General features: G+C 63.9%; 19 protein-coding genes. 9 read left to right on the top strand and 10 right to left on the bottom strand.

Features of this window, described 5'->3' with window-relative positions; all coding sequences use genetic code 11:
• Nucleotides 1–18: 18 nt before the first annotated feature.
• The 3 genes from AC0NIH_RS00845 to AC0NIH_RS00835 all read right to left on the bottom strand — a co-directional run bounded on the left by AC0NIH_RS00845 (nucleotide 19) and on the right by AC0NIH_RS00835 (nucleotide 1,863).
• Complete coding sequence (locus tag AC0NIH_RS00845) at nucleotides 19–678, bottom strand: HAD family hydrolase (RefSeq protein ID WP_473463512.1); 660 nt, start codon at nucleotides 676–678, stop codon at nucleotides 19–21.
• Nucleotides 678–1,163 (bottom strand): dUTP diphosphatase, encoded by a 486-nt coding sequence (gene dut, locus AC0NIH_RS00840; RefSeq protein ID WP_023775783.1) that lies wholly within the window; start codon nucleotides 1,161–1,163, stop codon nucleotides 678–680. The genes AC0NIH_RS00845 and dut overlap by 1 nt, the downstream gene beginning before the upstream one ends.
• Before the next feature lie 229 nt (nucleotides 1,164–1,392).
• Complete coding sequence (locus AC0NIH_RS00835; protein ID WP_287272548.1) at nucleotides 1,393–1,863, bottom strand: Lrp/AsnC family transcriptional regulator; 471 nt, start codon at nucleotides 1,861–1,863, stop codon at nucleotides 1,393–1,395.
• Between the two features lie 114 nt (nucleotides 1,864–1,977).
• On the opposite strand from AC0NIH_RS00835, the gene AC0NIH_RS00830 reads away from it, so the two are divergent.
• The gene (locus AC0NIH_RS00830) at nucleotides 1,978–2,226 is read left to right on the top strand and encodes a DUF6356 family protein (protein ID WP_023766333.1); all 249 of its coding nucleotides are present in this window, start codon (nucleotides 1,978–1,980) and stop codon (nucleotides 2,224–2,226) included.
• A gap of 11 nt (nucleotides 2,227–2,237) precedes the next feature.
• Complete coding sequence (locus tag AC0NIH_RS00825; RefSeq protein WP_473463508.1) at nucleotides 2,238–3,038, top strand: class II glutamine amidotransferase; 801 nt, start codon at nucleotides 2,238–2,240, stop codon at nucleotides 3,036–3,038.
• A 44-nt stretch (nucleotides 3,039–3,082) separates the two neighbouring features.
• Here the strand turns inward: AC0NIH_RS00825 and AC0NIH_RS00820 are convergent, their stop codons facing one another.
• Complete coding sequence (locus AC0NIH_RS00820) at nucleotides 3,083–4,033, bottom strand: hypothetical protein (RefSeq protein ID WP_473463505.1); 951 nt, start codon at nucleotides 4,031–4,033, stop codon at nucleotides 3,083–3,085.
• Nucleotides 4,034–4,357: 324 nt separating this feature from the next.
• On the opposite strand from AC0NIH_RS00820, the gene AC0NIH_RS00815 reads away from it, so the two are divergent.
• Nucleotides 4,358–4,600: a hypothetical protein gene (locus AC0NIH_RS00815; RefSeq protein ID WP_013891414.1), complete on the top strand. Its 243-nt coding sequence runs from the start codon at nucleotides 4,358–4,360 to the stop codon at nucleotides 4,598–4,600.
• A 122-nt stretch (nucleotides 4,601–4,722) separates the two neighbouring features.
• On the top strand, nucleotides 4,723–4,947 hold the full coding sequence (locus AC0NIH_RS00810; RefSeq protein WP_287272547.1) for a hypothetical protein: 225 nt from the start codon (nucleotides 4,723–4,725) through the stop codon (nucleotides 4,945–4,947).
• 192 nt (nucleotides 4,948–5,139) lie between these two features.
• On the opposite strand, the gene AC0NIH_RS00805 is transcribed toward AC0NIH_RS00810, so the two are convergent.
• Nucleotides 5,140–6,216, bottom strand: coding sequence for an NAD(P)/FAD-dependent oxidoreductase (locus AC0NIH_RS00805; RefSeq protein WP_473463503.1), 1,077 nt, complete (start codon nucleotides 6,214–6,216; stop codon nucleotides 5,140–5,142).
• A 141-nt stretch (nucleotides 6,217–6,357) separates the two neighbouring features.
• Here AC0NIH_RS00805 and AC0NIH_RS00800 point away from each other — a divergent pair, with 141 nt between their 5' ends.
• The gene (locus AC0NIH_RS00800; protein WP_023766338.1) at nucleotides 6,358–7,950 is read left to right on the top strand and encodes a peptide chain release factor 3; all 1,593 of its coding nucleotides are present in this window, start codon (nucleotides 6,358–6,360) and stop codon (nucleotides 7,948–7,950) included.
• A gap of 81 nt (nucleotides 7,951–8,031) precedes the next feature.
• Here AC0NIH_RS00800 and AC0NIH_RS00795 read toward each other — a convergent pair whose 3' ends face one another.
• On the bottom strand, nucleotides 8,032–8,499 hold the full coding sequence (locus AC0NIH_RS00795; RefSeq protein ID WP_287272672.1) for a VOC family protein: 468 nt from the start codon (nucleotides 8,497–8,499) through the stop codon (nucleotides 8,032–8,034).
• 264 nt (nucleotides 8,500–8,763) lie between these two features.
• Here AC0NIH_RS00795 and ilvD point away from each other — a divergent pair, with 264 nt between their 5' ends.
• On the top strand, nucleotides 8,764–10,608 hold the full coding sequence (ilvD, locus tag AC0NIH_RS00790; RefSeq protein ID WP_473463500.1) for a dihydroxy-acid dehydratase: 1,845 nt from the start codon (nucleotides 8,764–8,766) through the stop codon (nucleotides 10,606–10,608).
• A gap of 167 nt (nucleotides 10,609–10,775) precedes the next feature.
• Here the strand turns inward: ilvD and AC0NIH_RS00785 are convergent, their stop codons facing one another.
• Nucleotides 10,776–12,530: an ABC transporter ATP-binding protein gene (locus tag AC0NIH_RS00785; protein ID WP_473463497.1), complete on the bottom strand. Its 1,755-nt coding sequence runs from the start codon at nucleotides 12,528–12,530 to the stop codon at nucleotides 10,776–10,778.
• Between the two features lie 150 nt (nucleotides 12,531–12,680).
• Here AC0NIH_RS00785 and AC0NIH_RS00780 point away from each other — a divergent pair, with 150 nt between their 5' ends.
• Together AC0NIH_RS00780 and AC0NIH_RS00775 are read left to right on the top strand one after the other, a co-directional pair.
• Nucleotides 12,681–13,961, top strand: a complete 1,281-nt coding sequence (locus tag AC0NIH_RS00780; RefSeq protein ID WP_287272683.1) for an amidohydrolase family protein — start codon at nucleotides 12,681–12,683, stop codon at nucleotides 13,959–13,961.
• Between the two features lie 107 nt (nucleotides 13,962–14,068).
• The gene (locus AC0NIH_RS00775; protein ID WP_224731650.1) at nucleotides 14,069–14,992 is read left to right on the top strand and encodes a DMT family transporter; all 924 of its coding nucleotides are present in this window, start codon (nucleotides 14,069–14,071) and stop codon (nucleotides 14,990–14,992) included.
• Here the strand turns inward: AC0NIH_RS00775 and AC0NIH_RS00770 are convergent.
• On the bottom strand, nucleotides 14,989–15,891 hold the full coding sequence (locus tag AC0NIH_RS00770; protein WP_473463493.1) for a phosphotransferase: 903 nt from the start codon (nucleotides 15,889–15,891) through the stop codon (nucleotides 14,989–14,991). The genes AC0NIH_RS00775 and AC0NIH_RS00770 overlap by 4 nt on opposite strands.
• A gap of 98 nt (nucleotides 15,892–15,989) precedes the next feature.
• On the opposite strand from AC0NIH_RS00770, the gene AC0NIH_RS00765 reads away from it, so the two are divergent.
• Entirely contained in the window at nucleotides 15,990–16,643 is a 654-nt protein-coding gene (locus tag AC0NIH_RS00765) for a class I SAM-dependent DNA methyltransferase (RefSeq protein ID WP_473463490.1), read from the top strand.
• Nucleotides 16,644–16,739: 96 nt separating this feature from the next.
• On the opposite strand, the gene AC0NIH_RS00760 is transcribed toward AC0NIH_RS00765, so the two are convergent.
• Nucleotides 16,740–19,193 (bottom strand): GcvT family protein, encoded by a 2,454-nt coding sequence (locus tag AC0NIH_RS00760; protein ID WP_473463488.1) that lies wholly within the window; start codon nucleotides 19,191–19,193, stop codon nucleotides 16,740–16,742.
• Nucleotides 19,190–20,077: a phosphotransferase family protein gene (locus tag AC0NIH_RS00755; RefSeq protein ID WP_013891401.1), complete on the bottom strand. Its 888-nt coding sequence runs from the start codon at nucleotides 20,075–20,077 to the stop codon at nucleotides 19,190–19,192. Before AC0NIH_RS00755 ends, AC0NIH_RS00760 begins: the two co-directional genes overlap by 4 nt.
• Between the last annotated feature and the right edge of the window lie 313 nt (nucleotides 20,078–20,390).

Here is a 20,390-nt window from a genome sequence, read left to right as displayed (position 1 = left end):
TCCATCAAGCCCGGCGGATCAGTGGATCGGCACCAGTCCCGCCAGTTCGCGCATGTCGTCGAACAGGATGCCGCCGGCCTGGATCAGGCCATCGCGGTCGGAATAGGGGTCGCCATGATAGGAAAACACCCGCATGCCGGCGGCGATGCCGGCCTGCGTGCCGGCGACGCTGTCCTCGATGACGATGCAGTCGGCAGCCGGAAAGCCCATCGTCTTGGCCGCATGCAGGAACAGGTCCGGGAACGGTTTGCCGCGCGAGACCATGGTGGCGCTGAACATCGCATGTTCGAACAGCGGCAACAGCCCGGTCTGGCCAAGCGTGATGTGCATCTTCGAGATCCGGGCCGACGTGGCGACGCAATAGGCGATGCCGGCCGCGCGAACCGCCTCGATGAACTCGCGGACATTGGGGATTGCCTCGACGCCGTGGGCGAACAGGTCCGGCAGGCCGGCGTTCCAGCGATCGACGAAGTCGGCACCGAGCCGGACTTCGGTGTCGGCTTCGATTTCCTTCTGCACCGACACCATGCTGCGGCCGGAGAAGTTCTTGCGGCAATATTCGAAGCTGGTCGGGTAGCCCGCCACGCTCAGCCATTCGGCGAGGCGTCGGTTGGCGAGATTCTCTGTGTCGACCAGGATCCCGTCGCAGTCGAAGATGACCAGCTTTGGAATTTGCATCAGGCGGTGCCGGTCGATCCGAACCCGCCGGAGCCACGCGCGGTGCCGCCGGCCAGCGAGCGCTCTTCGACGCCCACCTGCGTCACCGCCGCGAAAACCAGCTGGGCAATGCGCATGCCGCGCGTCACGGCGAAATCCTCGTCGCCGAGATTGATCAGCAGCACCTTCACCTCGCCGCGATAGTCGCTGTCGACCGTGCCCGGTGAATTGAGGACGGTAAGGCCATGTTTGAAAGCCAGGCCGGAGCGCGGCCGCACCTGGCCTTCCATGCCTTCGGGGATTTCGAGGATCAGCCCGGTCGGCACGAGAGCGCGCTTTCCCGGCAGGATCAGCAGCGGCCGGTCGTCAGGCACCGCCGCGCGCAGGTCCATGCCGGCGGCGCCGGCGCTTTCGTAAGCGGGAAGCGGTAGTCCTTCAGCATGCGGCAGCCTGACGACGCCGACAGTCGGACCGATGACGGAGGGGTTTTGGAGGGCTGCGCGCATAAAATCGATCCTATCGGCGCGAATGCCGATTCGGTCAATTCGCCCGCAAGCCTATCAACGGCTTTCTTTCAGGCATCAGTATGGCCTGAGGTGTGTTGAGATTCAGGTCAGGCCGAGTCGAAAACGGCGGATTTCGAGAACCGGAGCGGAGCGGACATTCGGTCCGTGAGCACCGGAAGCGGAGAAACCCGTCGTTTGCAGGCCGGCATCACCTGAATATCAACATACCTTAGCGCACTTCCATCGGAACCACCGTCGTCTCCTTGATCTCCTCCATCACGAAAGAGGCGGAGACATCGGACAGCGCCACCTTGGCGATCAGCCGCTGGTAGAGCCGGTCGTAGGCCTTCACGTCGGCGACGCGGGCGCGCAGGACATAGTCGAGGTCGCCGGACATGCGGTAGACGCCGGTGATCTCGGAAAGACCGGTCACCGCCGCGCGGAACTTCTGCAGCCAGTCGGGATCGTGATTGGACGTGCGGACCAGAATGAACACCGAAAGGCCAAGTCCGAGCTTCTCGGCATCGACCAGCGCCACCCGGCCGGTGATGACGCCATCCTCCTCCAGCCGCTTGACGCGCCGCCAGCAGGCATTGCGCGACAAGGCCACCCGCTCCGACAGCTGGTCGACCGACAGCGTGCCGTCGCGTTGCAATTCGGTTAGCAATCTCCGGTCGATTTCATCGATATCCAGCGCCATGTGGGATGTGTGTCCCACAAAATGGCAAAATACAAGGACATTTTGAGACCAATGAACCTGCGAAGCGTGTCAGGATACTCATATCGGAACCTGAAGCGCTGAAGGGGAACCAGCATGTCGGTCGCAAGGATTTTCACCTCTCATCCGGCCAAGGTCGGCGAAACCTATTTCAGCCATATGGCCTTTGCGGCGTGGTTTTCCTCGCGGCTGCTGACGGCGGCCGGTGCCGCGCTCGTTCACGCTTTCTTGCCATTTCTGTTTGAGACTACCGCCAGCCGAATCGTTCGCGAGCTTTACGAGCGGACGCACAACAGAGGCACGCATGCGACCAAGGAGCCGGCGGCTCTTCCGGATCGCGCCTAAGGACGATAGCGATGTGCCGATGGGCGGCCTATCTCGGTGAAGCGGTCTTTCTCGAAGACATCCTCACCGCGCCCTGCCACTCGCTGATTGCCCAGAGCCATTGCGCCCAGGAAGCGAAATCGCCGACCAATGGCGATGGTTTCGGCCTTGCCTGGTATGGCGACCGGCCGGAGCCCGGCCTCTACCGCGACATCCTGCCGGCCTGGTCCGATCCCAATCTGAAGAGCCTGTGCCGGCAGATCAAATCCGGCCTGTTCCTTGCCCATGTGCGAGCCTCGACCGGCGGCGCCACCAGCCGCATGAACTGCCATCCGTTCATCTCGGGCCGTTGGTCGTTCATGCACAATGGCCAGATAGGTGGCTTCGAAAAGATCCGCCGCGCGCTGGAGAACACGCTCTGCGACTCCGTCTTCGACCAGCGCGAAGGCACCACCGATTCCGAACTGTTTTTCCTGCTGATGATCGACGAGGGATTGGCCGGTGACCCGCAAGGCGCGGTGTCGCGCGCCACCAGCCGCGTGCTCGACGCTTCGCGCCGCGCCGGCCTCGAACCGGCGCTGAAGCTCACCGCCGCCTTCTCGGACGGGCAGGCGCTGCATGCGGTGCGCTATGCCACCGACGCTCACGCGCCGACGCTCTACACCTCCGCCCTGCGAAAAGGCGGCGGCCGCTGCATCGTCTCCGAACCGTTCGATCGCGAGGGCGGCGATTGGCAGGCGATCCCGCCGTCGAGCTTCGTCACCATGACCCGGGATGGCATCGCCATTCGACCGTTTGCGCCCGCATCTGCAAGGCTTGCTCTGGCCCTTTAGGTTACAAATCAGTCAGCGCCCCGCGACATCCGGCGTTTGGCACTTCAGACACCTTGCCGCGCGCTCGAGTGCTTCAGCCAGTGGCGGTCGAAGACATCGAGGATGGCGCGGAACTCGGCAGGCGGGATCTGGTGGACGCCGCCATCGCTCCCTCCAACGAGGAACCGCGTGAGCTGCCGGTCGACCTGCTCGGGATGCTCGATGGACATGCCGACCGATGCCAGATCTGCCGAAATCGACTCATCGGGCAGCAGGTATCCGCCCCACGGGGTGGCGCCCCGCGCCTGATCGCGCAGACGCACCATGAGGATCCTTGTAAGCGACGGCTGCGCCTCCGGGCCGATAATCGCCGTTCCACACATATATCCGCCAAGAACGCTCCCCGGCTGCGACCGCGGGAACAGGCTGACGAAGAACTGCGCATCCCCGCCGACTTCCCTCAGATGCATGTAAAGGGCACGCTTGGCCGGCGTGACCGGGCCGCCAAGCACCAACTGGCCTGTCGGCAAGATTTCGCGATAGCTGGCGGTCAGGCCATGTGAGCCAGGCCCCGGCTCCATCGACAGGATGCCCCTGATGAATTGGCCGCGATAGTAAGGAGACCAGGCACGCGAATAGCATGCATAGGTACCGGCAAGCGCCAAGGCGAGGCTGCGCTCTTCATGGTTGGACGAGGTCTCGAACTGAGACCCGGCGCGGCGTTCGAGATCTGCGCTGTCGATGTTGTGGCGGGTCGCGATCGCGGCCGTGAAGTTTGGCAGGTCGCAGTCGGCGATCCATGCGCCTGACTGTTCCAAGCCCAGCAGCTTCACCCAGTCTTCATACACACTATGCTCGCGCGGCTGGGCGCGGCCCTGCAGCCATTTGTCGGCACGGCCGAGATCGAATGAGGTCTTCGGATTGACGGACCGGAAAGCCGCCGCCAGATCCTTGCGGGTTACCGTCCCCAACAACGCCGAAGTCAGCCGTAATTTCTGAGCAATGTGCTGTGCCACGTGGCTGCCTTTGCGGTTTGGTTTTCGCCATAACACGCCGTGGCAAAACCTCACACCTTACTTTTCGATCTGCTAATATAAGAGGAATTCCAGAGAATTCCACGGCATTCCGCGCGTGCAGCCTTCCCGGCTTGTGGGCCGGCGCTAAGCTCGCGAAGGGCAAGGGGCATACTGTCAGCGAACGTTCTGAACGTGCGCCGGGGAGGTCATTCCCCTTTCTTTCGAAAAGCTGTGACACGCTCCCATCGAGCAACGGCGAAACCAGGCTGAGAAGCCCGGTAGCAACCGAACCGTAATGCCACCTCGAATTGAAGGAATGACCGGATGACCGCAAACGCCTCTTCCAGACTGACATTCATCGTATTTACCGCAGGCTGCATCGCACTGGTGCTGCTGTTTCGATACGCGCCGGCCGGCGACTCTCACTCGAGATACCTCAAGGGCGCAACGGCTGTGGTGGCCGCCAAGCCGACCCGCATCGACGTCGATAACGAGGCGCACGCGATTCGCTTCTATATCGACGGCAAGCAGGTCGCCCTGCTCGACGAGTCCGGATTCAGGCAGTGAGGCGGCCAAGCCGCGCACAGCGGCGAGGTGGAGTTGATGACTCCAGAAAGAGGAACTTGGGCGCGCCGCATGAGCCTATCCAGGAAATGCGCGCGCTTTGTAGCCAGAGAGGAAAACTGTCCATGAAACTCGTTCTGTCCGCACTGCTCGTGCTGCTTGTCTTGTCGCAAGCGGCGGAGGCCAAGAAGAAAGTTGTGGTGACGCAAGACAATGCCGCCACGGCCCAGGTGACCCGGCCGCCCCTGGACGACACGTCGACAGGCGGAATCAGGTCGGCCGCGGGGGCAACCGCGACGGCCACCGAAGGGCAGCAATACCCGCCGGCGCTGTATTTCAATTTCCAGTAAGCCAATTGCTTGTCGACGCGGGTGCTTGTCGACGCGGGGATCAATGATCCGCAACCGGGTATCGCTTCGGGAGCCATAGCGAAGGTCACGGCCCGGTCGATGGCCGGCAGGAACAAACTGGTCTGAAGCTCGTCTGCTCGCCATCGCCCGGGCAATGACGCCGTTGACCGGTGGCTTCAGCCGCCCGCCAAGCTATTGAGCGAAGCGACCCAATCCATAGGGCGCCAGCAGCGGATCGCGCTCGCCGTCAAGGATTTCGCGAGCGGCAAACAGGCCGACGGCCGGCGCCAGCGTGATGCCGGAATGCATGACGCTGACATAGACACCGTCCATGCCCTCGGCGCGGCCGATGATCGGAAAACCGTCGATCGGCGTCGGCCGGTAGCCGACCGTGTGGAAATCGAGCGCCAGCCCGTCTCCGCCGCGCAGGCTGGCTTTCAGGATCGCGAACAGTTCGCTGGCGGTGGCTTGCGCATCCATGCCGGGGTTGGCGCCAGCGAAATCGGAACCGGCGATGATGCGGCCCTCGGCCGTCTGGCGCATATGCAGCCGCTCGGCCAGCACCAGTCCGTTCAGCAGTTTCTGGTGGGGCCGCGAGTGGACGATCAGGCCGGGTGGCGTCTCGAGCGGCAGATTTATGCCGGCGGTGGCGGCAATATCCGCCGAGCCGACGCCGGCCGCGATCACCACCTCGTCGGTGGCAAGCAGCCCATGCGATGTGTCGACGCCCGAAATCCTGCCGCCTGTCTGGACAAGCGCCGTCACCGTGCTGGAGATGATCCGCGCGCCGCGTCGTTCGGCATCGGCCAACAGCGCCTTCGTTGCCGCGACCGGCTCGGCAACGCCCTCTTCGGCGACATGCAAAGCGACGTCCGGGAGTTCGATGAGATTAGGCTCTATACGTGCCGCGCCGACACGGTCGACGCGCTCGATGCCATAGCCCCAGGCCGAATGCTGCGCGCTATAGGTTTCCATGTCGGTCGCCGACAAATCCCAGCACAGGCCGCCGCACCAACTGAGTGGCAGGCCGGGCAGGTCCCGCGCCAGCCGCGACCATTCGGCCATGGCGCGGGTGCGCAGCCGGAAATAGGGCTCCGGATTGCCCCATGTGGCATTGATCCAGGCAAAGGAGTTCGGCGTGGCGACCCCACCTGCGGCGCTGTCGGCGGCGATGACCGTCACCCGCGCCCCGGCCCTGGTCAGGTGCCAGGCCATGGAAGCACCGATGATACCGGCGCCGATGACGATCACTTGCTTGGCTGCGCCCATGCGGAACCTCCGTCGAACAGGGTCTTCTGATGCCATCGCGTCGAACCTATCTCAAGTGCCGGCAGCCCAATCCGGCCAAATCTGTTCGACAGGCCCGAAATGCGCTGCTAGAAGCCCGCGCCACAGACAGGATTCCAGAAATTGGCTGAAGACATCGAACAGGCGGTATCGCGCCGCCGCACCTTCGCGATCATCGCGCATCCGGACGCCGGCAAGACGACGCTCACCGAAAAGCTGCTGCTGTTCGGCGGCGCCATCCAGCTTGCCGGCGAGGTCAAGGCCAAGAAGGACCGCATCCAGACCCGGTCCGACTGGATGAAGATCGAGCGGGAGCGCGGCATTTCGGTCGTCACCTCGGTGATGACCTTCGAGTATGAGGACAATGTCTTCAACCTGCTCGACACGCCCGGCCACGAGGATTTCGCCGACGACACCTATCGCACGCTGTCGGCGGTCGACTCGGCCGTCATGGTCATCGACGCCGCCAAGGGCATCGAGCCGCGCACGCTGAAGCTGTTCGAGGTCTGCCGGCTGCGCGACATCCCGATCATCACCTTCGTCAACAAGATGGACCGCGAAAGCCGCGATCCGTTCGAAATCCTCGACGAGATCGAGCAGAAGCTGGCGCTGGATACAGCGCCCATCACCTGGCCGATCGGCCGCGGCAAGACGTTCTCCGGCACCTACCATTTGGCGCTGAACGCGGTGCGCAGGGGCGACGACGAGAAGGAACGCACGCCAGTCAATGGTCCCGATTCCAACCGCGTCGCCGGCCTGCTGCCGGAGAACGAGCGCGAGGCCTTCATCGAGGAACTGGAACTGGCGCGAGAAGCGTGCCGACCCCTTGATATAGAAGCCTTTCGCGAGGGCCATCTGACGCCGGTCTATTTCGGCTCGGCGCTGCGAAATTATGGCGTTCGCGACCTGATCGAGGCGCTTGGCGCTTTTGGCCCGCCGCCGCGCGCGCAGGAGGCAGACACCCGCACGATCGAGGCGACCGAGGAGAAGATGACCTCCTTCGTCTTCAAGATCCAGGCCAACATGGACCCCAACCACCGCGACCGCATCGCTTTCGTGCGAGTCTGCTCGGGCAAGCTCGAGCGCGGCATGAAGGCCAAGCTGGTGCGCACCGGCAAACCGATGTCGCTCTCGGCGCCGCAGTTCTTCTTTGCCCGCACCCGCGTCACAGCGGACGAAGCGTTCGCCGGCGATGTCGTCGGCATTCCCAACCACGGCACGCTGCGCATCGGCGACACGCTGACCGAGGGTGAGGAAATCCTGTTTCGCGGCGTGCCGAACTTCGCGCCCGAAATCCTGCGCCGTGTGCGTCTCGGCGATGCAATGAAGGCCAAGAAGCTCAAGGAAGCGCTGCACCAGATGGCCGAGGAAGGCGTCGTGCAACTGTTTTCGCCCGAGGACGGCTCGCCGGCCATCGTCGGCGTCGTCGGCGCGCTGCAACTCGACGTGCTGAAGGAGCGGCTGAACTTCGAATACACGCTGCCGGTCGAATTCGAGATGTCGCGCTTCTCAGTGTGTCGCTGGATCTCGGCCGACGACAAGGCCGAGACACTCCGCTTCATCGAGGCGCATCGCGGCGACATCGCCCGCGACCTCGACAACGACCCTGTATTCCTCGCCCAGCACGCCTTCTCGCTGAACTACGAAGCCGAACGCTGGAAAGCGATCCGCTTCGCCACCATCAAGGACTACCAGGTCCGCGACAAGGCGGCGTAAGCGCCAGCTTGTCTTCTCCCCGTTCACGGGAGAAGGTGCCCGAAGGGCGGATGAGGGGCAGCGCGGCGTTGAGGGCTTCACTCACCCCTTCGCCGCCTCTTCGATCTTCGCAATATCGATCTTGCCCATCTTCATCATCGCCGACATCACCCGGCCTGCCTTGGCCCGGTCCGGATCCAGAAGCAGCTTCGGCAGCTGCTCCGGCACGACCTGCCAGGAAACGCCGAACTTGTCTTTCAGCCAGCTGCAGGGGCCGGGCTCGCCGCCCTCGGTGAGCTTCTCCCAGAAATAATCCACCTCTTCCTGCGTCTTGCAGTCGATCGACTGTGACATCGCCTCGTTGAACTTGAATTGCGGCCCGCCATTGAGCGCCTGAAACGGCACGCCGTCGAGTTCGAACGTGGTCACCAGCACCTTGCCTTCATCGGCATGGCCTTCGGGCCAACGCATCACGCTCAGCACCTTCGAATTCTTGAAGATGGAGACATAGAAATTCATCGCCTCTTCGGCCTGGCCGTCGAACCACAGGCAGGTGGTGATCTTTTGCATGTCGTGCTCCTCGGTTTGCTCTTTGCTGTTACAGGGAAACGGCTGACTCCGAGAATGGTGCCATTCCTGCCGTCTGCCCAAGGACGGCCATGCGCCGAGCGATCCGACAGCGGCCTGAAATTTTTTGCGACATCCGGTTTTTCGCGGAATCTGGCGCATAGCAAAATTGTGGCCAGACCGGACTTGCGCGTCTATAACGCCTGCGATCCGAATTCAGCGCCGCCGCGCCCTTCCTCGGCTGCGGCCAGCCACCAAGGAAAAAACATGCCTGCCTATCGCTCCCGCACCACCACCCATGGCCGCAACATGGCCGGCGCCCGGGGCCTCTGGCGCGCCACCGGCATGAAGGACAGTGATTTCGGCAAGCCGATCATCGCCGTGGTCAATTCCTTCACCCAGTTCGTGCCGGGCCATGTCCATTTGAAGGACCTTGGCCAATTGGTCGCGCGTGAAATCGAGAAGGCCGGCGGCGTCGCCAAGGAATTCAATACCATCGCCGTCGATGACGGCATCGCCATGGGCCATGACGGCATGCTCTATTCGCTGCCGTCGCGCGAACTGATCGCCGATTCCGTCGAATACATGGTCAACGCCCACTGCGCCGACGCCATGGTCTGCATCTCCAATTGCGACAAGATCACCCCTGGCATGCTGATGGCCTCGTTGCGCCTCAACATCCCGACCGTCTTCGTCTCCGGCGGGCCGATGGAGGCCGGCAAGGTGGTGCTGGCCGGCAAGACGCAGGCGCTCGACCTGGTCGATGCCATGGTCGCGGCCGCCGACGACAAGATCTCCGACGAGGACGTCAAGGTTATCGAGCGCTCGGCCTGCCCGACCTGCGGCTCCTGCTCGGGCATGTTCACCGCCAATTCGATGAACTGCCTGACCGAGGCGCTTGGCCTGTCGCTGCCCGGCAACGGTTCGACGCTGGCGACGCATGCCGACCGCAAGCGGCTGTTCGTCGAGGCCGGCCATCTCATCGTCGATCTGGCCCAGCGCTATTACGAACAGGACGATGAAACCGCACTGCCGCGCAGCATCGCCTCGAAAGGCGCCTTCGAGAACGCCATGACGCTCGATATCGCCATGGGCGGCTCGACCAACACGGTGCTGCACATATTGGCCGCCGCGCACGAGGGCGAGGTCGACTTTACGATGGAGGACATCGACCGGCTGTCGCGGCGGGTTCCGGTGCTCTGCAAGGTGGCGCCGGCCAAGTCCGACGTCCACATGGAAGACGTCCACCGCGCCGGCGGCATCATGGCGATCCTCGGCCAACTCGACAAAGCCGGACTGATTAACCGCGACCTGCCGACGGTGCACACATCAAGCCTTGGCGAGGCGCTCGACCATTGGGATATCTCGCGCACGACCAGCCAGAACGTCCGCGATTTCTTCCTCGCCGCACCCGGCGGCGTGCCGACGCAGGTCGCCTTCAGCCAGGATCGCCGCTGGGACGATCTTGATCTCGACCGCGAGAAAGGCGTCATCCGATCGGCCGAGACGCCGTTCTCGAAGGACGGCGGCCTTGCCGTGCTCAAGGGCAATCTGGCGCTCGACGGCTGCATCGTGAAGACCGCCGGCGTCGACGAGTCGATCCTGAAGTTCACCGGCCCAGCTCGCGTGTTCGAAAGCCAGGATGCCTCGGTCAAGGCGATCCTGTCCAACGAGATCAAGGCCGGCGATGTCGTCGTCATCCGCTATGAAGGCCCGCGCGGCGGCCCCGGCATGCAGGAAATGCTCTACCCGACCAGCTATCTGAAGTCGAAAGGGCTCGGCAAGGCCTGCGCGCTGGTCACCGACGGCCGCTTCTCGGGCGGCACATCGGGCCTGTCGATCGGCCATGCTTCGCCGGAAGCGGCGGAGGGCGGCACGATCGGACTGGTGCAGGAGGGAGACACGATCGAGATCGACATCCCCAACCGCACCATTCGCCTGGCGGTCAGCGATGAAGAGCTCGATGCCCGGCGTGCTGCAATGGAGGCAAAAGGCGCCCTGGCCTGGAAGCCCGAGGAAAAGCGCAAACGCAAGGTGACGACGGCGCTCCGCGCCTACGCCGCCTTCGCCACCAGCGCCGACAAGGGCGCGGTGCGGCACGTACCGGAATAGCGCGGTTCTTCCCTTCTCCCCTTGTGGGAGAAGGTGGATCGGTGCGCAGCGCCGAGACGGTTGAGGGGTGGGTGACGGAGTGCCAGCGGCGCCAAGCTGGAGCACCCCTCATCCGACCTCGCTACGCGAGGCCACCTTCTCCCGCAAGGGGAGAAGGAAGAAGCGCCTCACGGCATCAACTGGTACTCATAGAGCTTCTGATACAGCCCACCCTGCTTGAGCAAGGTCCGGTGTGGGCCGCTCTCTACCACCTTGCCGCCTTCCAGCACCACGATCGTATCGGCCTGGTGAACCGTCGACAGGCGGTGCGCGATGACGATCGTCGTGCGGCCTTCGGTCAGTTGCTGCAGCGCGTCGCGGAACAGCGCTTCCGATTCGGCGTCGAGCGCGCTGGTCGCCTCGTCCAGGAGCAGGATTTCGGCGTTGCGCAGCATGGCGCGTGCGATCGAGATGCGCTGGCGCTGGCCGCCGGACAAGAGGCCGCCATTCTCGCCGACGTCGGTCTCGTAGCCTTTCGCCTGCGCCATGATGAAGTCATGCGCGTTGGCCGCCCTGGCGGCGGCGATCACCTCTTCGTCGGTCGCATCCTGCCGCCCGAGCCGGATGTTGTGCATGATCGTGCCGGCAAACAGGAACGTATCCTGGCTGACATAGGCGATCTTTTCCCGCAGCGAGGCGAGTGTGGCGTGGGAGATGTCCTGGCCGTCGAGCAGCACCTTGCCGCCCTGCGGGTCGTACATGCGCATGATCAGGTTCAGGATCGTCGACTTGCCGCTGCCGGAAGGCCCGACCAGCGCCGTCATCTTGCCGGGCGCCAGGGCCAGGTCGAACCGATCCAGCACCGGCGGGCCATTCTGATAGGCGAAGCTGACGGCGTCGAAGCGGATCTCGCCCGGCCCGGCCAGAAGCGGTCTCGCATCCGGTTTTTCGGCCAGCGTCAGCGGTTCGTCGGCGAGTTGGAACATCATGCGCACGCCGACAATGCCGCTTTCCAGCGATATCCGCACGCGCGCGAGCCGCTTTGCCGGTTCATAGGCCAGCAGCAGCGCCGCGATGAAGGCCATGATGTTGCCGGGCATCTGGCCGCCCTGCAGAACCAGCATGCCGCTCACCATGACCGCACCGGCGATCGCCAGCCCGGCCAGCGTCTCCATCACTGGGCTGGTCACCGCTTCCAGCGCGGCGATGTTGTTGGCCCTGTCCTCAACGTCCGAAACCGCCTTGTACATGCGCTTGCGCATCAACCCTTCGAGGTTGAAGGACTTGACCACGCGCACGCCGATCGCGGTTTCCTGCATCACCTGTACGATCTGGCCGACCGAGCGGAACTCCATGGCAGCGAACTTGCGCACACGCTTCAGGATGCGGTTGACGCCATAGATGGCGACTGGCCCGACGACGAAGCAGATCAGCGACAGCGCCGGCTGCTGCCATACCATGACCCCAATCAGGGCAGCCAAGGTAACCAGATCGCGCACATAGGAGGTGACGATCAGGTCGAGCACGTTGCGCGCCGCCTGGGCATTGTTGGTCATGCGGGTGATCAGGTCGGACGACGAGGTCGAATGATAGAATTCGATGCCTTGCGCCAGGATGCGATCGTAGATCTTGCGCTGCCGCTCGGCGATGATGGCGTTGCCGACCCGGCTCATGAAATAGGCCTGCACGAAATTGGCGAGGCCCTTGACGACGAAGATTCCGGCGACCGCCAGGGCAATCATGTTGACGCGGTCGACCCGTTTGTCGATCACGAATTCATTGGTGATTTCGCGCAGGATCCAGGCGCTGGCAGCCGTCATGCCGGCCACCACCAGCATCGACAGGATGGCGGCGCCGTAGCCGACCCTGTGCTGCCGGAAAGATTCCTTGAGCAGCCTTGCGACGAGGCGCTGGTTTTCCGTCGAACGGAAGAAACGAAACAACGGCTGATCCTTGATGCCGGGAGGACGAAGGCGGCTTATAGAGGGAGTTGCCGCCGGAGGGAACTGTCCGCAACGGTCGGCAAGAAACGGCTGTGGCATGGTGCCTTTTGCGCCACCATGCCAGAGTGATTCTTCAGGGGATGACGAACGATGGATTTCGACCTTATCGTGCGCGGCGGAACACTGCCTGACGGCACCATCGCCGACATCGGCATTATCGGTGAGACAATCGCGGCAATCGAGCCCGAACTGAATGTCACCGCCGGTGTGGCAATCGATGCGTATGGCAATCTGGTGTCGCCGCCCTTTGTCGACCCGCATTTCCACATGGACGCGACGCTCTCCTACGGCATTCCGCGCATCAACGCGTCGGGCACGCTGCTTGAAGGCATTTCGCTCTGGGGCGAACTGAAGCCGCTGCTGACACATGAGGCGGTGCGCGACCGGGCGCTCGCCTATTGCGACTGGGCGGTGTCGATGGGCCTGCTCGCCATCCGCACCCATGTCGATGTCTGCGACGACCGGCTGCTGGCGGTCGAGGCCCTGCTCGACGTCAAGAAGACGATCGCCCCTTACATAGACCTGCAGTTGGTGGCTTTTCCGCAGGACGGCTTCTATCGCTCGCCGACGGCACGCCAAAACACCATTCGTGCGCTGGACATGGGCGTCGATGTGGTCGGCGGCATTCCGCATTTCGAACGCACCATGGCCGATGGTACGCGCTCGGTGACCGAACTCTGCGAGATCGCGGTAAGACGCGGCCTGATGGTCGACCTGCATTGCGACGAGACCGACGACCCGCTGTCGCGCCATATCGAGCAGCTGGCCTATGAGACGCAGCGCCTCGGCCTGCGGGGCAGGGTCGCCGGCTCGCACCTCACCTCGATGCATTCGATGGACAATTACTATGTCTCGAAGCTCCTGCCGCTGATTGCCGAGGCCGGTGTGTCGGCCATTCCCAACCCGCTGATCAACATCATGCTGCAGGGCCGCCACGACACCTTTCCGAAGCGCCGCGGCCTGACCCGGGTCAAGGAGATGCAGGCGCTAGGCATCCGCGTCGGCTGGGGCCAGGATTGCGTGCTCGATCCCTGGTATTCGCTGGGCACCGCCGACATGCTCGACGTGGCCTTCATGGGCCTGCATGTGGCCCAGATGTCGAGCCCGGCCGACATGGCGCGCTGCTTCGACATGGTCACCAGCGTCAATGCTGCGATCATGGGGCTCGATCATCTCGGCCTGGCGGTCGGCAAGCGCGCCAGCCTTGTCATTCTCGACGCCGGCTCTCCGATCGAGGCGCTGCGCCTGCGCGCCGAGCGCATTTGCGTCGTCGCCAGGGGCAAGGTGGTGGCGGAAAGGACAAGGCAGGACACCAGGCTGTCCATCCCCGGCCGGCCGGCAACGGTCAACCGCAGGCATCAGGCCGGGTAGGCCCAGTCGATTCCCGGTTCTGGTCTCGCCCTTTCCCGGATTCTCCTCGTCAAAGTGGCCGCTTCCGTCTAGGACGCAGTTACGAAAAGGGAGGATTCGGGATCGGCATGACGCAACCCGTGGCGCAAAATTCCACGATCAGGAACGTGCTACTGGCCGGCATTCTGCTGATGCTGGCCGGCGATTTCCTGTTTGCGCTGAACGACGCGATGGGCAAGTGGCTGGTCACCAGCTTCTCCGTTGGCCAGGTGGTGCTGATCCGGTCGATCGGCGCCTTCTTCGTGCTTGGTCCGATGATCGCCAACCAGGGCGCCGGCAGGCTGTTCCAGATGGAGCGGCCGGGGCTGCAGATCCTGCGCGTGGTGGCGACGACGCTGGACACAGCCTTGTTCTACGCCGCCGTCGTCTATCTGCCGCTCGCCGACGTCATGAGCTTCTACATGGCCGGGCCGATCTATGTCGCCGCGCTATCGCATTTCCTGCTCGGCGAAAAGGTCGGCTGGCGCCGCTGGGCGGCGATCCTGCTCGGCTTCTGCGGCGTACTGATCATGCTGAAGCCGTCTTCGGCGGCGTTTTCGCTGTCGTCGGGCTTTGCGCTCGTCGGCAGCATCGCCTTTGCCTTTGCCATCATCCTCAACCGCCGGCTGCGCGGCACCAGCGACACCAATCTGGTGACGTGGCAGACCATTGGCACGCTGGTGGTCGGCGGCGTCATGACCATCGGCGCCTGGCAGACACCGTCGGCGCTCGATTTCGGCGCCATGCTGCTGCTCGGCATCGTCTCCTGCGGCGCGCATCTGATGATCACCAGGGCGCTCAAGCTGGCGCCGGCCTCGACGCTGGCGCCGCTGCATTACACGCTGCTGTTATGGGCGGTGGTCTTCGGGCTGGCGTTCTTCGGCGACGTTCCCGGCCCGCGCATCCTGATCGGTTCCGGCATCGTGGTGCTCGCCGGCTTGTTCATCTTCCACCGCCAGAAAGTGGTCGAGACGACGGTGCCGCCGGAAAACGTGCCGAAGGGCGTGAACTAGCCCCTACGCACGGCCGCCAGGTGCCGTGAAAATTCCGGCGTCTCCATCAACGCCTTGCAGCGGGCAAACCGCCCGTCGGCATAGGCGCGGAAATCGTCGACCGGGTTGTCGTTGGCGAGCTGGATCAGGCCCCAAAGCGTCCACAACAGGTCGCACATCGCCTTGTAGATGACGACGCGGCCGCGCTCCGCCGGCGTCGCCTCGCCGCCGAAATAGGCGCGCATCATCTCCTCGTCCCGCGCGGCATCGAATTTGCCTTCCACGCTGAGGTCGCCGAGATCCCAGAGCGGGTCGTTCATCCCGGAATATTCCCAGTCGACGATCCACATCCGCTCTCCGGTATCGAGAAAGTTCTCGCACAGCGGATCGCAGTGGCAGGCGACGACGGGGAGCGGATGCGCGGCAAGCGCCGATCGCACGGTCTCGGCCTCGCGCACCACGTCGTGATAGCCGGCGGGCAGCGCGACATTCTTGGTCGACAGCACCTTGAGATAATCGTCGATCATCGCAAACAGTTCGAAGCGGAACGGGAATACGGCGCCCGAAGCATGCAACTTGCGGAAGGCCTCGCCGGCACGCGCCGGACTGCCCGGCCGGGCCTTGAATTTCTCCGGCGACATCGTCTCGGCGCCGGCGATGAATCGCGTCACCATCATCCCGGTGCCGGGGTCGACATGCAGCACCTCGGGGCTGACGCCTGCCTTGGCTGCCTCGCGCGCCGCCACCGCCTCATTGGCGCGGTTGATATACTCTTCCGTGCCCTTGCCGGGAATGCGCAGGCAAAACTCGCCGGCCTTGAAGACCAGGTTGGTGAGGCCGCCGAGCCGATCCAGCGGCCCGGTATAGCCGGCCAGCATCGGAATTGCGGCAAGTTTCGCCCGCGCCTCGTCCGTCACCATGCCTTCGCCCCACGCGGTTATTTCTCGCCGCAACGGTTCCACAATTTTCGCCGTTTGGCTATCATCCGATCGAAGGCAACTCGATCGGGCGAGAAAGCATGACGGACGATAAACACCTGGGCGCGCTCAGCGCAGCCTATGCCGCGACGCGGCCCGAGGAAGTGGCGGCACTGTATGACCGCTGGTCGCAAACCTATGACGCCGATATGTCGGCCGCCGGCTACCGCCATCCGACGATCTGCCTTGCTTTGCTGGCCCGCCATCTGCCGCGCGGCTCAGTCCCGCTGCTCGACGCCGGCGCGGGCACCGGGCTAATCGGCGAATGGTTGAACATTGCAGGCTATCCTGAGGTCGAGGCGCTCGACATTTCGCAAGGCATGCTGGATCAGGCCGCCCGCAAGGGCGTCTATTCGGCGCTGCATTGCCTGGCGCTCGGCGGCAAGCTGCCCTTTGCCGGTGATGCCTATGCCGGCATCGTCTCTGCCGGCGTCTTCACCTCGGGCCATGTCGGCGTCGAAGGGCTGGACGAACTGATCCGCATCTGCCGGCCGGGCGGCATCATCGTGCTGACGGTCAAGAACACGCTCTGGGATCAAGGCTTTGCCGCGCGCATCGCCGAACTCGAGGCGCAAGGCCTCGTCACCCGGGTCGAGGAAACGCGGCCTTACGTCTCCATGCCGGGCGAGGCCGACACCGTGCCCAGCCGCGGTCTTGCGCTGCGCGTGAACTATAGCAATTCCAGGAAAGTGTGAGCGGTTTTCCCGGAAAAGCGTAGCGCTTCCCCTTGGGAATTGCGTCAAAACAAAGAGATAGAGCGGCTCGCCGTTTCCGTGAAACGGCGAAACGCTTTAGGCCTTCACCCGCCCCGCTGCCGGATCGTACATCGGCTCGAGATGGATTTTGGCAGGCGCCCGCTCCATGGCCACGACCAGTTCATAGTCGCCCGAGGCGAGAAAATCGTCGCTCACCCCATCGGCGTTGCGCACATAGCCGTAGCCGATGTTCTTGCCAAGCGTGTAGCCATAGCCGCCGCTGGTCAGATAGCCGACCGGCTCGCCATTGCGCAGGATGGTCTCGCGTCCGAGCAGCACGATGTCGGGATCATCGACCGTGAAGCCGGCAAAGCGCTTCTTCAATGCCGTGCCGTTGGCCTTCTCCAGCGCGCGCCGGCCGACAAAATCGGTGTTCTTGCGCAGCTTGACCGCCCAGCCGAGCCCGGCTTCCTGCGGCGTGTCGTTGGGCGTGATGTCGGAGCCCCAGGCGCGATAGCCTTTTTCCAGCCGCAGCGATTCCAGTGCGCGATAGCCGACAGGGCGGATGCCGTGCCTCTTGCCGGCCGCCATCAGCGCGTCGAAGACTTCACCGGTGGCGGCGATCGGTACGTGCAACTCCCAGCCGAGTTCGCCGACATAGGTGACGCGCAACGCCCGGACCGTGTGGCCGGCAATGGCAATTTCCCGGACATGGCCGAACGGGAATGCTGTGTTCGACACATCCGCATCGGTCACGCCAGCCAGCACGTCGCGCGCCCGGGGGCCCATCAGCGACAGCGTGCCGAAATCCTCGGTGACATCGGCAAGCGTGGCATCGAGACCCGCGCCGATATGGTCGCTGATCCACGAGGCATCGTGGGTGCGGAAACCGGTGCCGGTGACGATGTAGAATGTCTCCTCGGCCAGCCGCGCAACGGTCAGGTCGGCCTCGATGCCGCCGCGCGTGTTGAGAAGCTGGGTGTAGGTCAGCCGGCCTGCCGGTTTGCTGACGTCGTTGGCGCAGATCCAGTCCAGCGCCTTCGCCGCGTCGGGTCCGCTCAACTCGTATTTGGCGAAGGATGATTGGTCGAAAATGCCGACATTTTCGCGCACATGCCGGTGTTCGTCGCCGACCGCCGCGAACCAGTTCTGCCGGCCCATGGAATAGATGTCCCGCGCTTCGACCCCCTCTGGCGCGAACCAGTTCGGCCGTTCCCAGCCGAGCTTCGAGCCGAACACGGCCTGCTGCTGTTTCAGCCGCTCATAAAGCGGCGAGACGATGCGCGGCCGGCCGCTGGCATACTCCTCATGCGGGAAGCCGATCGTGTAGTGCTTGCCATAGGCTTCCAGCGTACGGTCGCACACCCATTGCCGGTCGCGATGCAGGTTGGAAAAGCGCCTGATGTCGACCACCCACAGGTCGAGCGGCGCCTCGCCATCGACCACCCATTGCGCCAGCACCCAGCCGGCGCCGCCGCCGGACGCGATGCCGAACGCGTTGAAGCCGGCGCCGACGAACATGTTGGCGCATTCCGGTGCCGTGCCGAGGATGAAATTGCCGTCCGGCGTAAAGCTCTCCGGCCCGTTGATCATCTGCTTGACGCCGACGGTTTCCAGCGCCGGCACGCGCGCGATCGCCTGCGTCATGTGCTGCTCGAAATGATCGTAATCGTCGTCGAACAGCCGGAATTCCCAATCGTCGGGCACGTCGCCGCCCGGCAGATCGGTCTTCCAGGCCTGCGGATTGGGCTCGTAGCCGCCCATCACCAGCCCGCCGACCTCCTCCTTGAAATAGGTGCGGCGGTCGGGGTCGCGAATGGTCGGCGCGTCGGTCGCCAGGCCAGCGATCTTTTCGGTGATGATGTACTGGTGCTTCACCGGCTGCAGCGGCACGTTGATGCCGGCCATGGCGCCGACCTGCCGCGCCCACTGCCCGGCACAGTTCACCACCTTGTCGCAGGCGATGTCGCCCTTGTTGGTCTTCACCGTTGTGATGCGGCCGTTCTTCATCTCGAAACCGGTGACGCGCACATCCTCGTAAAGCTTCGCGCCATGCATGCGCGCGCCCTTGGCCAGAGACTGCGTGATGTCCGAGGGGCTCGCCTGGCCATCGGTCGGCAGCCAGGAGGCGCCGACGAGATCGCCGGTTTCCATCAGCGGCCACATCGCCTTGACCTCCGCCGGCGACAAAAGCTGCATGTCCATGCCGAAGCTTTTCGCCGTCGTCGCCAGCCTTTTGTATTCGGTCCAGCGGTCGGCATTGGTCGCGAGCCGCAGGCAGCCGGTCATCTTCCAGCCGGTGGCAAGGCCGGTTTCGGCCTCCAGCCCCTTGTAGAGCTCGACCGAGTATTTGAGCACGCGCGTGATCGAGGCCGACGAGCGCAATTGCCCGACCAGGCCGGCGGCGTGCCAGGTCGAGCCCGAGGTCAGCTTGCCTTGCTCGAGCAGCACCACGTCGGCCTTGTGATCGCGCGCCAGATGATAGGCCGTCGAACAGCCGATGATGCCGCCGCCGATGACGACGATCGCGGCATGGCCAGGCAATGTCATGATTTCAGGATCCCGTATTTTGTCCGGTAGTTTTCCAGCGCCGCGTCGAGCCGCACCAGGTTTTCCTCGGTATAGGCGACGTAGTCGATGCCCGGCGCGTCGAGATAGAGTTCCGACACCATGCTCCACATCGCCTCGCGCAGCAGCGAGGCGCATTGCATGGCCGCGTGCGAGCGGCGGATCGCCTCGTCCGGCTCCTTCATGAAATAGGCGGTCAGGAAAGCGAAGGATTCCTCATCGCTCATGCCGGCATTCGAGGCAACGCCGGAAAGGTCGAACATGGCCGTGTTGAAACCGGCATATTCGAAATCGATCAGCCACAGCCTGTTGCCGTCGTCGAGAATGTTGGCCGGCAACAGATCGTTGTGGCCAAAGACGATCGGCAGCAGTTTCTGAGCGCGCTCCAGTTCGTCCGCCAGTGTCAGCAGGTGCGGCAGTTCGCTGCGCTTGCGGCTGCCGCCTTCCTCCAGCGTACGTGCATAATCGCGGATGACGTGGAACACCCAGAACATGAAGCCGGCGCCGGAGATATGGTTGGGCATCTCCCGGTGGAAACCGCGCATCAGGGCCGCGACCCGGCCAAGATTGGCGCGCACATCGTCGGCCAGATAGGTCCTGGCGCCAAGATACGCCGTCACCATGATCCCCGGTTCGGCATAGTGCACCGCCGGCGCGAAACCGGCGGCGTGCGCGGCCCGCGCGGTCATCACCTCGCGCTCGCGGAAGACATGGTGGAAGGGATAGTCCTGGCCAAAGCGCACGACATGCCGTCCCGCGGCGTCGCTGACCACATAATTGGCGTTGCTCAGGCCGCCGGGCAGCGGGGCGATCTCGATGGCCCCGGTCCAGCAGGGCAGGGCACGGATGCGGTCTTCTGCAATCACGGAGTTATCCCTGGTTGATGGCCTGGTTTGCTGGGTTTCGACGAGGCGCTACGGGCAGCGCGACGACAGCGGGGAGAAACGCGGATAATCTCGTCGGTGCGGGACGCCAGGATCGGTATCCCGCACCGCACCGACGAGCCCCGTGGCCGGGTTTTTGAGCCCGGCATCCGCCCCCGCGGATCTGAAAATTCCTTGCGCCAGCCACATGCCAAGCTGTCTGGCTCTGCGAGTTCCGGCTCTGCCATCGCCCTCCCGTTGCAGCTCCGAACCCTCTGACATTGAATTTCACGCCAAGGTTGCCCGGCTGTCAACA

This window comes from Mesorhizobium sp. WSM1386, from assembly GCF_055901595.1.
Note: the sequence above shows the minus strand (reverse complement) of the source record. Positions and strands in the feature narration are given on the sequence as shown.

Bases quoted from the DNA above. Each gene is read 5' to 3' on its own strand.
- AC0NIH_RS00845 (WP_473463512.1), bottom strand. From the start codon at position 678: ATGCAAATTCCAAAGCTGGTCATCTTCGACTGCGACGGGATCCTGGTC.
- dut (WP_023775783.1), bottom strand. From the start codon at position 1,163: ATGCGCGCAGCCCTCCAAAACCCCTCCGTCATCGGTCCGACTGTCGGC.
- AC0NIH_RS00835 (WP_287272548.1), bottom strand. From the start codon at position 1,863: ATGGCGCTGGATATCGATGAAATCGACCGGAGATTGCTAACCGAATTG.
- AC0NIH_RS00830 (WP_023766333.1), top strand. From the start codon at position 1,978: ATGTCGGTCGCAAGGATTTTCACCTCTCATCCGGCCAAGGTCGGCGAA.
- AC0NIH_RS00825 (WP_473463508.1), top strand. From the start codon at position 2,238: ATGTGCCGATGGGCGGCCTATCTCGGTGAAGCGGTCTTTCTCGAAGAC.
- AC0NIH_RS00815 (WP_013891414.1), top strand. From the start codon at position 4,358: ATGACCGCAAACGCCTCTTCCAGACTGACATTCATCGTATTTACCGCA.
- AC0NIH_RS00810 (WP_287272547.1), top strand. From the start codon at position 4,723: ATGAAACTCGTTCTGTCCGCACTGCTCGTGCTGCTTGTCTTGTCGCAA.
- AC0NIH_RS00805 (WP_473463503.1), bottom strand. From the start codon at position 6,216: ATGGGCGCAGCCAAGCAAGTGATCGTCATCGGCGCCGGTATCATCGGT.
- AC0NIH_RS00795 (WP_287272672.1), bottom strand. From the start codon at position 8,499: ATGCAAAAGATCACCACCTGCCTGTGGTTCGACGGCCAGGCCGAAGAG.
- ilvD (WP_473463500.1), top strand. From the start codon at position 8,764: ATGCCTGCCTATCGCTCCCGCACCACCACCCATGGCCGCAACATGGCC.
- AC0NIH_RS00780 (WP_287272683.1), top strand. From the start codon at position 12,681: ATGGATTTCGACCTTATCGTGCGCGGCGGAACACTGCCTGACGGCACC.
- AC0NIH_RS00775 (WP_224731650.1), top strand. From the start codon at position 14,069: ATGACGCAACCCGTGGCGCAAAATTCCACGATCAGGAACGTGCTACTG.
- AC0NIH_RS00770 (WP_473463493.1), bottom strand. From the start codon at position 15,891: ATGGTGACGGACGAGGCGCGGGCGAAACTTGCCGCAATTCCGATGCTG.
- AC0NIH_RS00765 (WP_473463490.1), top strand. From the start codon at position 15,990: ATGACGGACGATAAACACCTGGGCGCGCTCAGCGCAGCCTATGCCGCG.
- AC0NIH_RS00760 (WP_473463488.1), bottom strand. From the start codon at position 19,193: ATGACATTGCCTGGCCATGCCGCGATCGTCGTCATCGGCGGCGGCATC.